Annotated in this window: 12 protein-coding genes; 2 read left to right on the forward strand and 10 right to left on the reverse strand. The window is 71.3% G+C overall.

The features are described from left to right. Positions 1–82: 82 nt before the first annotated feature. Genes ACWC0C_RS21610 through ureA form a run of 5 tightly spaced genes read right to left on the reverse strand, consistent with a single transcriptional unit; the run spans position 83 to position 5480 of the window. Positions 83–1384, reverse strand: a complete 1302-nt coding sequence (locus tag ACWC0C_RS21610; RefSeq protein ID WP_449199303.1) for an MFS transporter — start codon at positions 1382–1384, stop codon at positions 83–85. A gap of 40 nt (positions 1385–1424) precedes the next feature. Beyond that, on the reverse strand, positions 1425–2030 hold the full coding sequence (locus ACWC0C_RS21615; RefSeq protein WP_450865271.1) for a TetR/AcrR family transcriptional regulator: 606 nt from the start codon (positions 2028–2030) through the stop codon (positions 1425–1427). Between the two features lie 17 nt (positions 2031–2047). Beyond that, positions 2048–3088 carry an agmatine deiminase family protein gene (locus tag ACWC0C_RS21620; RefSeq protein ID WP_450865272.1) on the reverse strand — a complete coding sequence of 347 codons (1041 nt, stop codon included), beginning with the start codon at positions 3086–3088 and terminating at the stop codon, positions 2048–2050. 29 nt (positions 3089–3117) lie between these two features. Continuing rightward, the gene (locus tag ACWC0C_RS21625) at positions 3118–4800 is read right to left on the reverse strand and encodes an urease subunit alpha (protein ID WP_449199300.1); all 1683 of its coding nucleotides are present in this window, start codon (positions 4798–4800) and stop codon (positions 3118–3120) included. Next, a complete protein-coding gene (gene ureA / locus ACWC0C_RS21630; RefSeq protein WP_450865273.1) occupies positions 4797–5480 on the reverse strand; it encodes an urease subunit gamma in 684 nt (227 codons plus the stop codon). Before ureA ends, ACWC0C_RS21625 begins: the two co-directional genes overlap by 4 nt. Positions 5481–5624: 144 nt before the next feature. On the opposite strand from ureA, the gene ACWC0C_RS21635 reads away from it, so the two are divergent. Next, the gene (locus ACWC0C_RS21635) at positions 5625–7097 is read left to right on the forward strand and encodes a cytosine permease (RefSeq protein ID WP_450865274.1); all 1473 of its coding nucleotides are present in this window, start codon (positions 5625–5627) and stop codon (positions 7095–7097) included. On the opposite strand, the gene ACWC0C_RS21640 is transcribed toward ACWC0C_RS21635, so the two are convergent. The 4 genes from ACWC0C_RS21640 to ACWC0C_RS21655 all read right to left on the reverse strand — a co-directional run bounded on the left by ACWC0C_RS21640 (position 7094) and on the right by ACWC0C_RS21655 (position 10804). After that, entirely contained in the window at positions 7094–8182 is a 1089-nt protein-coding gene (locus tag ACWC0C_RS21640; RefSeq protein WP_449199297.1) for a branched-chain amino acid aminotransferase, read from the reverse strand. The two genes, ACWC0C_RS21635 and ACWC0C_RS21640, sit on opposite strands and share 4 nt — an antisense overlap. A 247-nt stretch (positions 8183–8429) precedes the next feature. Beyond that, entirely contained in the window at positions 8430–9473 is a 1044-nt protein-coding gene (locus ACWC0C_RS21645; RefSeq protein ID WP_449199296.1) for a 3-isopropylmalate dehydrogenase, read from the reverse strand. Positions 9474–9543: 70 nt separating this feature from the next. Continuing rightward, on the reverse strand, positions 9544–9675 hold the full coding sequence (locus ACWC0C_RS21650; protein WP_449199295.1) for a hypothetical protein: 132 nt from the start codon (positions 9673–9675) through the stop codon (positions 9544–9546). A 220-nt stretch (positions 9676–9895) separates the two neighbouring features. Next, complete coding sequence (locus tag ACWC0C_RS21655; RefSeq protein WP_450865275.1) at positions 9896–10804, reverse strand: LysR family transcriptional regulator; 909 nt, start codon at positions 10802–10804, stop codon at positions 9896–9898. Between the two features lie 103 nt (positions 10805–10907). Here ACWC0C_RS21655 and ACWC0C_RS21660 point away from each other — a divergent pair, with 103 nt between their 5' ends. Next, positions 10908–11903 carry an NADP-dependent oxidoreductase gene (locus ACWC0C_RS21660; RefSeq protein WP_449199293.1) on the forward strand — a complete coding sequence of 332 codons (996 nt, stop codon included), beginning with the start codon at positions 10908–10910 and terminating at the stop codon, positions 11901–11903. A gap of 7 nt (positions 11904–11910) precedes the next feature. Here ACWC0C_RS21660 and ACWC0C_RS21665 read toward each other — a convergent pair whose 3' ends face one another. Then, positions 11911–12450 carry a GNAT family N-acetyltransferase gene (locus tag ACWC0C_RS21665; protein WP_450865276.1) on the reverse strand — a complete coding sequence of 180 codons (540 nt, stop codon included), beginning with the start codon at positions 12448–12450 and terminating at the stop codon, positions 11911–11913. Positions 12451–12537: the final 87 nt, after the last annotated feature.

Genomic DNA, 12537 nt, shown 5'->3' on the forward strand with positions numbered 1-12537 from the left:
GGCGCGCCTGCTGCCAATAATCATGGCGAACGAGAGCACGGGGGCAGTCTGGCACAGCCCCGCCCCCGGCTCACGGACCGTCTCAGGATGCGGGCGTCAGACTGGAATCCGTACGGTCCCTCCCCCGGGCGAGGTCCAGGTCCTTCGTCTCCCGCATGCCGACGTAGACCACGAGGGACACGGCGGCGCAGCCCGCCACGTACCAGTAGAAGCCGGACTCGATCCCGGCCTTCTTGAACCACAGGGCGATGTATTCCGCGGTGCCGCCGAAGAGGGCGTTGCCGATGGCGTACGGCAGGGCCACACCGAGGGCGCGCACCCCGGTCGGGAACAGCTCCGCCTTCACACAGGCGTTGATCGAGGTGTAGCCGGTGACGACGACCAGCGCGAGCAGGGCGAGCCCGAGGGCCGTCCAGTAGCCGTCCGCGTGCTTGAGCAGAGTCATGATCGGCACGGTGAGGAGGGTGGAGCCGACCGCGAAGGTGATCAGCAGCGGGCGGCGGCCGATGCGGTCGGAGAGGGCGCCGGCGAGCGGCTGGAGCGCGGCGAAGACGATCAGCGCGGTGAAGGAGACGAGCGTCGCCGTCTCCTTGGACAGGCCCGCCGAGTTGGAGAGGTACTTGGTCAGATAGGTGGTGTACGTGTAGTACGCGACCGTGCCGCCCATGGTGAGGGCGACGACCAGGAACGCCTCCCGCCGGTGCCGCCACAGCGCGCGCAGGGTGCCGCGCTCCTCGGAGTGGGAGGAGTCCTCCTCGTACACCTCGGTCTCCAGCATGCTGCGCCGCAGATAGAAGATGACGGCGGCGCCGAGTGCGCCGACGACGAACGGGATGCGCCAGCCGTAGCTGTGCAGCGCGCTGTCGGACAGGGTGCGCTGGAGGATGATCTGAAGCCCGAGGCCGACGATCTGGCCGGCGGTCATGGACACGTACTGGAAGCTGGAGGCGAACCCGCGCCTCTTCGGGTCCGAGGCCTCCGTCAGATAGGTGGCGCTGGCCGCGTACTCGCCGCCGACCGACAGTCCTTGCAGCAGGCGGGCGACGAGCAGCACGAGCGCCCCGCCGTAGCCGGCGACCGCGTAGGTCGGGGCGACGGCGATGAGGACCGCCGACGCGGACATCAGCGTCACGGTCAGTGTCAGCGCCGCCTTACGGCCCTTGCGGTCGCCGACGCGGCCCAGCAGCCAGCCGCCCACGGGGCGCATGAAGAATCCGACGGCGAAGATGCCGGCGGTGTTCATGAGCTGGGCGGTGGGGTTGCCGCTCGGGAAGAACGCGCCGGCGAAGTAGGTGGCGAAGCTCGCGTACACGAACCAGTCGAACCACTCGACCATGTTCCCCGCCGAACCGACCCAGATCTTCTTCCAGTGTTGTCGTCCCATGCGGCGTAACCTGCCCGGCGGCGGAGTGAACGATTCCTGACTAAGGAACCACAAGCGCGTCCTCGATGAACTCCCGGACATGCGAGAGGACTTGGTCCCTGTCGGTACCGCGCAACCCGATGGCGACGTGGATGGAGAACCCGTCCAGCAGCGCGCGCAGCCTCGCCGCGAAACGGTCCGCGTCCACCCGGCGGAACTCCCCCCGCGAGACCCCCTCGGCGATCAGCGCGACCAGGTCGCGGTGCCACGCCCCCTCGATCGCGGACTGCCGGGCACGTGCGTCGTCGTCCGCGTTCTGCGAGCGGTTCCAGACCTCCAGCCACAGCGTCCAGTGCGGATCCCGGTGGCCGTCCGGGACGTACAGGTCGACGTACGCCGACAGCCGCTCGTGTGCCGTGCCGGGACGGGTCAGCAGCCGGCCCCGCTCCGCGCCGAGCCGGCCCTCGCTCCACTCCAGGGTCTGCAGCAGCAGCTCGTCCTTGGAGCGGAAGTAGTAGAGGAGATGGCCGCTGCTCATCCCCACCTCGCGGCCGAGCGCCGCCATGGTCAGCTTCTCCAGACCGCGCTCGGCGATCATGTCCATGGCGGCGGCGAGGACCTCCTCGCGCGGCGGCGCGTTCTTCCGCGCCCGTGCCGCACCGGCCATCCGAGTCTCCTACATGTTCATGCCTTGGGCTGCTGCTGGGTGATGCAGTGGATGCCGCCCCCACCCGCAAAGATCGTACGCGCGTCCACCAGGGTCACCGTCCGCTCCGGGAAGAGGCGGCGGAAGATCCCGGCGGCGATCTCGTCGCGCGGGTCGTCGAAGCCGCACAGCACCAGGCCGCCGTTGCAGATGTAGTGGTTGATGTAGGAGTAGTCGGCCCAGTGGCCGTCGGCCTCCAGGACGGTGGGCGCGGGCACCTCGACGACCTCCAGCCTGCGGCCCCGGGCGTCGGTCGCCGACTTCAGGATGCCGATGACCTCCTTGGTGACCTCGTGGTCGGGGTGGGCCGGGTCCGGCTGGGAGTGCGCCACCACGACGCCCGGCCGGGCGAAGGCGGCGACGATGTCCACGTGGCCGAGGGTGCCGAAGCCGTACGGGGGGTAGTCGCCGGTGAGGCCCCGCGGCAGCCAGATCGCCTTGCTGGTGCCGAGGTGGGCGTGGATCTCGGCCTCGACCTCCGCCTTCGACCAGTGCGGGTTGCGCTCGGGGCCGAGCTGCACGGTCTCGGTGAGCAGCACGGTGCCCTCGCCGTCGACGTGGATCGCGCCGCCCTCGTTGACCAGCTTCGAGGCGTACGTCTTCGCGCCCGCGAGGTCGCAGACATAGGCGGCGATCTTGGAGTCGTGCTCCCAGCGGGCCCAGTCCTGGGCGCCCCAGCCGTTGAACGTCCAGTCCACGGCGGCCAGTTCACCCTTGCCGTTGGTGAGAAAGGTCGGGCCGATGTCCCGCATCCAGGCGTCGTCCAGCTCGCGCTCGACGGTGTCGATGCCGTCGCCGAGCAGCGCCCGCGCCTCGGCCGACTGGCCGGGGCCGCAGACCACGGTCACCGGCTCGAAGCGATGGATGGCGCGGGCCACCCTCGCCCACGCGACCCGGGAGGCGGCGAGGTCCTCGGGGTCCTCGAAGGTGGGGTTGGGGCCCGGCCACGCCATCCAGGTGCGCTCGTGCGGGGTCCACTCGGCGGGCATACGGAAGCCGTCGGCGGCGGGGGTCGTCATGGGAATTCCCGGGTCCTTGCGTCAGGGGGTCAGAGGAAGTAGAGGCGGTTGAGGGAGACGGAGTCGGCGGGCTCGGAGCGCAGCGGATCGCCGTCGAGGGTGACCAGACCGGTGTGCTGGTCGACGTCGACCGCGCCGATACGGGCGTTCAGCCGCAGGTCGGCCGGGCCGATCCCCCGGGTGCCGCGCACGGCGACCCGGCGACGGCGGGTGGGCATCGAGTCGCCCCCCTGGTCGACGGCGGCCCGGGCGACGAACGCGACCGAGATGTCGGCGGCGGTGGCGCCGTACGAGCCGAACTGCGGGCCCAGGACGAGCGGTTCACAGGTGTCGGTGGCCGCGTTGGGATCGCCGACCACGCCGTACGCCGGGAAGCCGGACTTCAACACGAGCTGCGGTTTGGCGCCGAAGTACTCCGGGCGCCACAGCACGATGTCCGCGAGCTTGCCGGCCTCGATGGAGCCGACCTCGTGCGAAAGGCCGTGCGCGATGGCCGGGTTGATCGTCAGCTTGGCCATGTAGCGCAGGACGCGGGCGTTGTCGTCGCCCTCGCCGTCGCCCGCCAGGGGGCCCAGTTCGGCCTTCATCTTGCCGGCCATGGCGAAGGTACGGCGGACCGTCTCACCGGCGCGGCCCATGCCCTGGGCGTCGGAGGAGGTGATGCCGATCGCGCCCAGGTCGTGCAGCACGTCCTCGGCGCCCATCGTGCCGGCGCGGATGCGGTCGCGGGCCATGGCGGCGTCGCCGGGCAGGTCGGGCTTGAGGTCGTGGACGGAGACGATCATGCCGTAGTGCTCGGCGACCGCGTCCCGGCCGAAGGGCAGGGTGGGATTGGTGGAGGAGCCGATGACGTTCGGGACGCCGGCCATCTTCAGCACGTTGGGCACGTGTCCGCCGCCGCAGCCCTCGATGTGGAAGGCGTGGATCGTCCGGCCCTCCAGCACCTTGAGGGTGTCCTCGACCGACAGGCACTCGTTCAGGCCGTCGCTGTGCAGGGCGACTTGCACGTCGTGTTCTTCGGCGACGCGCAACGCCGTGTCCAGCGCGCGGGTGTGGGCGCCCATGTCCTCGTGCACCTTGAAGCCGGACGCGCCGCCCTCGGCCAGCGCCTCGATCAGGGGCGCGTCGTGGGACGACGAACCCCGGCCCAGGAAGCCGATGTTGACCGGCCAGGCGTCGAAGGCGTTGAAGGCGTGGCGCAGCGCCCAGGGGGAGTTGACGCCGACGCCCCACACCGGGCCGAACTCCTGCCCGATGATCGTGGTCACGCCGGAGGCGAGGGAGGCCTCCATGATGCGCGGCGACAGCAGGTGGACGTGGGTGTCCACGGCCCCGGCGGTGGCGATCAGCCCCTCGCCGGAGACGATGGAGGTGCCGGTGCCGACCACGACGTCGACACCGTCGAGGGTGTCGGGGTTGCCGGCGCGTCCGATGGCGCAGATCCGGCCTTCCCGGATGCCGATGGACACCTTGCGGATGCCCTGCGCGGCATCGATCACCACCACATTGCTGATGACGACGTCACAGGTCTCGCGGACGGCGGCGGCCTTCAGGTGCAGTCCGTCGCGGGCGGTCTTGCCGAAGCCGGCCAGGAACTCGTCGCCGTAGCGCTGGGAGTCGGACTCGACGCGGATGGTGAGCCCGGAGTCGCCGAGGCGGATGCGGTCGCCGGCGCGGGGGCCGTGGGTGGCCGCGTACTCGTAGGGGTTCATCGCTGCTCAGCTCCCAGGTATCCGCAGGCTGCGGCCCTGCGCAGGGCCTCTTCCTTCGCGCCGGGCGCGTCCAGCGGCCCGTCGACCAGTCCGGCGAAGCCGATCGCGACCCGGTCACCGCCGATCGGCACCAGTCCCACCTCGACGCTCTCGCCGGGGCCGAAGCGCACCGAGGAGCCCGCGGGGACGGCGAGGCGCATCCCGTAGGCCTTCTCGCGTACGAAGTCGAGCCGCGGGTTGGCCTCGAAGAAGTGGAAGTGGGAGGTGACGGAGACCGGCACGGTCGCCGTGTTGGTGACCGGCAGCCGTACGGCCGCCGCCGGCTCGGCGTGCCCGGGCGCGGGCAGCAGCGCGCCCGGCGCCTGGTCGCCGAGGCTGCCGCCGATCGGGTCGGAGACCACCGCGAGCCGGGAGCCGTCGTCGAAGACCGCCTCGACCATCACCTCGGTGACGACGTCGGCGACCCCCGGAAGCACGTCCTCGGGGCCGAGCACGGACCGGGCCGCCTCGATCGCCTCGGCGAGCCGCCTGCCGTCCCGCGCGGCCTCGCACACGGTGTCCGCGATCAGCGCGGTCGCCTCCGGCACATTCAGCCTGAGGCCGCGCGCCCGGCGGGCCCGGGCCAGCTCGGCGGCTCCGAAGAGCAGCAGCCGGTCACGTTCCGTGGGGGTCAGTCTCACCTCGCGGCACCTCCTTGCCATCTCCAGGTTAGAACACCACTCTAAACACAGAATTCATGGAACTGAAGCATTGACCGATGTGGAAGCTGCACGTCACATTGAACGTCGCTCAAACTCTCTGGCGGTAGTCGAAGGAGACCAGCCATGCCGATAGAACAGCGCGGAGTCGACACCATCCCGGACGAGGAGCGGACCAGTGGTCCGCGCGACCTCGTCTCGATCCTGCTCGGCTCCAACCTCTGCCTCGGGGTGATCATCTTCGGCTGGCTGCCGCCGTCCTTCGGGCTCGGCTGGTGGGCGTCGGTGAGCGCGATCGTCGCGGGCACGGTAGTCGGTACGGCCGTCACCGCCCCGCTCGCCCTCATCTCGCTGCGCACCGCCACCAACCTGTCCACGTCCTCCGGCGCCCACTTCGGGGTCCGGGGCCGGCTGGTCGGCTCGGTCGTGGGTCTGCTGCTCGCCCTCGGCTACACCGCGCTGACCGTGTGGATCGGCGGCGATGTGATGCTGAGCGTGCTCGGCCGGCTGTTCGGGGTGCCGGCGGACGGGGTGTCGTACGCCCTGGTCTACGCGGTGCTCGCGGCGGCCACCGTCGCGGGCGCGGTCTACGGCTACCGGGTGCTGCTGAACATGTCGAAGGTGCTGTCCATCGGCATGACGGCCCTACTGGCCCTCGGGATCGTCGCCTACGCCCCGCACTTCACCGCCTCGGCGCTGCCCGGCGCGGGCGGCTATCTACTGGGCTCGTTCTGGCCGACCTGGTTCCTGTCTGCGGTGGCCGCCGGCCTCTCCGGCCCCATCGCCTTCATCACCCTGCTCGGCGACTACACCCGCTACATCTCGCCGTCCCGGCACTCCAGCCGCCGGGTACTGCACGCCACCTGGCTCGGCCTGGTCCTCGGCCTGCTGGTGCCGCAGCTCTTCGGCACCTTCACGGCGTACGCGGCCGGCGCGGCCACCGACTACGCGGGCCCGCTGGTCTCCGCCTCCCCCACCTGGTACCTGGTCCCGCTGCTGCTGGCCGCGTCCGCGGGCTCGGTGGGCAACGCCGGTCTGATGCTGTACTCGATGGGCCTCGACCTGGACGCGATCCTGCCCAGGGCCTCGCGTGCCCGCGCCACCTACACGGTCGCCGCCGTCGCCACGGCCTGCGTGTTCGTCGGCCACTACACCTGGAACGCGCAGTCCGCCATGACGTCCTTCGTCCTGCTCCTCACCGCGATCGGCACCCCGTGGGCCGTCATCACCCTCATCGGCTTCGCCCGCTGCCGCGGGGTGTACGACGCGGACGCCCTGCAGGTCTTCAACCGCCGTTCGCGGGGCGGGATCTACTGGTACCGGGCCGGCTGGAACGTGCGGGCGGCCGTCTCCTGGGCGGCCGGTGCCGCGGTCGGCCTGCTGGCGGTGTCCCTGCCCTCGTACCAGGGCCCGCTGCTGCACCTGACCGGCGGGGTGGACTGCAGCTTCCTGCTGTCGGGGGCGGTGGGCGGCGCGGTGTACCTGCTGCTGACGTCAGTCGGCCGGCGCCCCGAAGGGGCGCGGGAAACTGCGCGACCGGCCACAACGGCCCCGCAGACGCCCGACGCCCCTTCCCGGCACTTCGAACCGCGCGCTTAACCGATCTTGTGCATCCACCCGTGCTTGTCCCCAGCGGTACCCCGCTGAAGGTCGAGCAGGGCCTGGCGCAGACGGAGGGTCACCTCACCCGGCTCTCCGCCGCTCTGCCGCCACTCGGCAGAGGCCCGCTTGACCGTGCCGACCGGGGTGATCACCGCCGCGGTGCCGCAGGCGAAGACCTCGGTGAGGGTGCCGTTCTCGGAGTCGCGCTGCCACTGCTCGACCGAGACGCGGCCCTCCTCGGACTCGTAGCCGAGGTCACGGGCGACGGCCAGCAGGGAGTCACGGGTGACGCCCTCCAGGATGGAGCCGGTCAGGGTGGGGGTGATGATCTTGTTGCCGTACACGAAGTACAGGTTCATGCCGCCGAGTTCCTCGACCCACCGGTGCTCGACCGCGTCGAGGTAGCAGACCTGGTCGCAGCCCTTGGCGGCGGCCTCGGCCTGGGCGAGCAGGGAGGCGGCGTAGTTGCCGCCGGTCTTGGCGTCGCCCATGCCGCCGGGGACGGCGCGGACGCGGTCCTCGGAGACCCAGATCGACACCGGCTTCACGCCACCCGGGAAGTAGGCGCCGGCCGGGGAGGCGATCACGATGAACAGGTACTCGTTGGCCGGCTTGACGCCGAGACCGACCTCGGTGCCGATCATGAACGGGCGCAGGTAGAGGGACTCCTCGCCGCCGTGCGCGGGCACCCAGTCCTTGTCCTGCCGCACCAGGGCGTCACAGGCCTCGATGAACGTCTCGACCGGCAGCTCGGGCATGGCGAGACGCCTGGCGGAGCGCTGGAAGCGCTTGGCGTTCTGGTCCGGGCGGAAGAGGGCCACCGAGCCGTCGGGCTGGCGGTAGGCCTTCAGTCCCTCGAAGATCTCCTGGGCGTAGTGCAGGACGTTGGTCGCGGGGTCGAGGGGGATCGGCGCGTACGGAACGAGCTGGCCGTCGTGCCAGCCCCGGCCCTCGGTCCACTTGATCGTCACCATGTGGTCGGTGAAGTGGCGGCCGAACCCGGGGTTGGCCAGGATGGCCTCGCGCTCGACGGCGGCGAGGGGGCTGGCGGAGGGCTTGAGCTCGATCGTGGGCGTCGTCATGAGTGATGTGTCCTTCACCGGTTGTTGTGACGGGCCGCGCTCACGCCCCGTCACTGCGACCTGCCAGTGCTAGGACGTCCGAGCTTTCCCTCATACCGCGGCTCCGGGTCCGATTATCGCGCGGGGCCCGCGGCGGAAGGAACGGGGGTGAAAGCGGCCCAGGGGTCGATGGTGGCACCCGGCGGGGACATGCGAAAGCCGCCGGGTGACGTCCGGCCCGGCGGCTTCTCGTGGGGGAGCGCCGGGGTCAGCCGGCTACTCGGGCGGCGAGGGCGTCGCCGATCTGCGAGGTGCTGCGGGCACCCAGCGCGGCGCGCTCGGTGAGGTCCGCGGCGACCGCCGTGTCGATGCGGTCGGCCTCGCTGTCGTAGCCGAGGTGGCGCAGCAGCAGGGCGACGGAGAGGACCGTGGCGGTGGGGTCGGCCTTGCCCTGTCCGGCGATGTCCGGGGCCGAGCCGTGGACCGGCTCGAACATGGACGGGAACTCGCGGCCGGGGTTGATGTTGCCGGAGGCGGCCACGCCGATGCCGCCGGAGACGGCCGCGGCGAGGTCGGTGATGATGTCGCCGAAGAGGTTGTCGGTGACGATCACGTCGAACCGGGCCGGATCGGTGACCAGGTAGATGGTCGCCGCATCGACGTGGATGTAGTCGGTGGTGACCTCGGGGAACTCCTTGGCCACCTTGTTGAAGACGTTCGTCCACAGGTGACCGGCGAAGGCCAGCACGTTGTTCTTGTGGACCAGCGTGAGCTTCTTGCGCGGGCGGGCCTGGGCGCGGGCGAAGGCGTCGCGGACGACGCGCTCGACGCCGAAGGCCGTGTTGACGGAGACCTCGGTGGCCACCTCGTGCTCGGTGCCCTTGCGGATCGTGCCGCCGTTGCCGGTGTACGGGCCCTCGGTGCCCTCGCGGACGACGACGAAGTCGATCTCCGGCTGGCCGGCGAGCGGCGTGGCGACGCCGGGCAGGAGCTTGGACGGGCGCAGGTTGACGTGGTGGTCGAAGGCGAAGCGGAGCTTGAGGAGGAAGCCGCGCTCCAGGACGCCGGACGGCACCGACGGGTCGCCGATGGCACCGAGCAGGATGGCGTCGTGCTGCTTCAGCGCGTCGAGGTCGGCGTCGGTGAGGGTCTCACCGGTGGCGTGGTAGCGCCTGGCGCCGAAGTCGTACTCCTTGGTCTCCAGCTTCACATCCTGCGGAAGCACGGCGGAGAGGACCTTCAGACCCTCGGACACGACCTCCTGGCCGATACCGTCACCGGGGATCACTGCGAGATTGATGCTGCGAGACATGCGGGCACCCTACTCCTCGTCCCAGGTGATGACACGCGCTGTCCGTCATGCGGACAGCGCGTCGATGGTCTCAGTGGCCGGTCTCGCCGCCGTTGTCGCGGCGGTCGAGGGCGCGCTGCAGGGCGGCGGCGGCGTTCTTGCGGTCGGACTCGCTCGCGGGGGACGCGTGGCGGACTCGGCGGCGGACGATCGTCTCGGCCATGGTGGATCGACTCCTTCGGCAAACGCGAAGCACGCAAAGGGATTTCGAGACGCCGGAGGGCGGGGAGCGCACGGCCGCAGGGGTTGCCTGCACGGGCCCGGCTCACGACCGCCATTCGCTGGATCGAGCGATGCGTTCGGCTTCTACAAAGTTAAGGGAGCGCCCCGCTCCTGTCTCCACAATTACTCGGACTTCCTACTATCTGAGACGGTGGACTGCGTCACACCGCTCTGAGCTGGGCCTTCGCGCGTTCGGGGGTAGTCCGTCCGAGGCCGCGCAGGGTGCGGATCAGGGCTCGTACGGCGGCGGTGGTGGCGAGTTCCGGGGTGGTCACATAGCCGACGGAGCGGTACGGCCGGTCCGGCCCGAGGTCGGTGATCTCGACGGCGGACGGCGCCCCGGTGAGGGAGAGCTCGGGCATGATGGCCATGCCGAGCCCGCTGCCCACCATGGACAGCACCGCCCCGTCGTCCTCGGCGTTGACGGTCGCCGCCGGGATCCAGTCCTGGGCGACCCACCAGGCGCGGGTGTAGGAGCCGCAGTTCTCCGCCCAGTCGACGAGCGGCAGGGCGCGCGGGTCCGGGTGCCCCGCCGGATGCACCAGGGAGTACGGCTCCTCGAGCAGCACCCCGCCGACCAGTCCGGCCGGCGGCGGCCCGCTCAGGGTGGCGATCCCGAGGTCGGCCCGTCCGGCGGCCACCTCGCCCGCGGTACCGGCGCCCAGTTCCCGTACGACGGTGACGGTCACCTCGATGCCGGGGTGCTCGGCGGTGAGCCGCTCCAGGGCGGGCGGCAGCAGACGCAGGGCCGCGCTGCGGAAGGCGGCGATCCGCAGCGGTCCGCGGACCTCACCGGTGTCCGCGCCGCGGGCGTCGGCGGCGAGGGCCTGGAGCATGCGCAGCACCCGCCGCGCATGGGCGGCCGCACCCTCCCCCGCGGCCGTCGGCCGGGCCCCGAACCGGCCGCGCTCGAAGAGCACGACGCCCAGCTTCCGCTCGATCCCCCGCACGGCGTGGGAGACGGCGGACTGAGTGGCCCCGAGCCGTGCGGCCGCGGCGGAGAACCCGCCCTCGTCGGCCACGGCGACCAGGATCCTCAACTCCTGCGGGGCAAGATCGACTGCTGCCACTCCGGGGCTCCCACCTGCGTATATGAGACTGCTTCATGGATCGGCGCGTTCCATGAGCCCAACCCTCTGCCCGCCCCCGGCATTCCTGCCTAGCGTCCCCTCCATGACCGAGATCGCGCTCACCGTGCAGCAGACCGCCCGCCCCACCGGCTTCCCCACCGCGGACCACTTCCGCTTCGCCGAGTCCCCGGTGCCCGAACCGGCGCCCGGTACGGCGCTGGTGGAGAACCTGCTGTGGTCCGTGGACCCGTACCACCGCGAAATGATGGACGGGGACTTCGAGCTGAACGCCCCGCTGGAGGGCCGCACCCTGGGCCGGGTCACCGCCTCGCGGACGCCGGAGCTCACCGAGGGCGAGATCGTCTTCCACCGCCGGGGCTGGCGCACCCACTCCGTGGTGAGCCCCGAGGAGGTCCGGCGGCTGCCGCACCACCCGGGCGTCCCCCTGTCGGCGTACCTGAGCGTGCTGGGCGGCACGGGCCTGACGGCGTACATCGCCCTGACCCGGATCGCCGGGCTGCGCGAGGGCGAGGACGTGTTCGTCTCCGGCGCGGCGGGCGGGGTCGGTACGGCGGCCGGCCGCTTCGCCCGGCTGCTCGGCGCGGGGCGCGTGATCGGCAGCGCGGGCACCCCCGAGAAGGTCAAGTACCTGACGGAACGGGCCGGTTACGACGCCGCCTTCGACTACCGCACCGCTCCGGTCGCCGGCCTGCTGGCCGAGGCGGCCCCCACCGGTATCGACGTCTTCGTGGACAACGTCGGCGGCGACCACCTCGGCGCCGCGATCGGAGCGCTGCGCGAGCGGGGCCGGGTGGTGCGGGTGGGCACGATCAGCCAGTACAACACCCCGGACGCCCCGCCCGTCCTCTTCAACCACGCGGACGTCGTGGAGAAGAGCCTGCGGATCGAGGGCTTCTTGGTGAAGGACCACCTTGACGCGCAGGACGAGCTGTACGACTTCGCCGTACCGCATCTGCGCAGCGGGGCACTGGTGGCGGACGAGACGGTGGTCGACGGGTTCGAGCGGATCGTGGAGGCGTTCCTGCTGATGCTGCGCGGCGGCAACACGGGCAAGATCCTGGTCCGGGCGGCTACCTGACGCTCCCTCAGGTGAGGTCTCCGTCACGCCAGTCGAGGACGAACTCCCCGGCGGGGTCGAGCGGCCCGGCCAGCGCGGGCCGCACATACATGCTCCCCTCCTCCTCCGGCAGCCGCACGATCCCGTCCGGCGAGAGGGCGTGCACCTGCCCGCTCCACCGCTGCCAGCCCCGGGCGGTGTACAGCGGGGCTCCCTGCTCGCTCGCCGAGAGCGCACCGAGGTCGTAGGCCCGGTCGATCACCCGCTCCAGCTCCCCCATCACCCGGCCCCCGAGTCCGCCGCGCCGCACGTCCGGCCGTACGGCGACGGCCTCGACGTATCCGGTGCGCAGCCAGCGCCCCCGGTGCCGGATGCGGCGCATCACGACGGAGCCGTGCGCGGCGAGCCCGGCCCGGTCCTGCAGGAGCACATGCATCCCACCGAGCCCGTGCTCCCAGTCCTGCTCGGAGAAGCCCCCGCCGAACGCCGTGTCCAACAGGGCGTGGGCGGCGTCGAGTTCGGCGGGTTCGAGGTCGGCGGTGTGGGCGAGGCGCAGTCGGATGGTCATGACTCCACTATCCCACCTAACCCCTAAAAGACACTTGACCAGTTAGGAACCAAAGGAATCGAGCCGGGACACCTGATCGGGGGTCAG

The sequence above is a fragment of the Streptomyces sp. NPDC001709 genome (assembly GCF_053596375.1).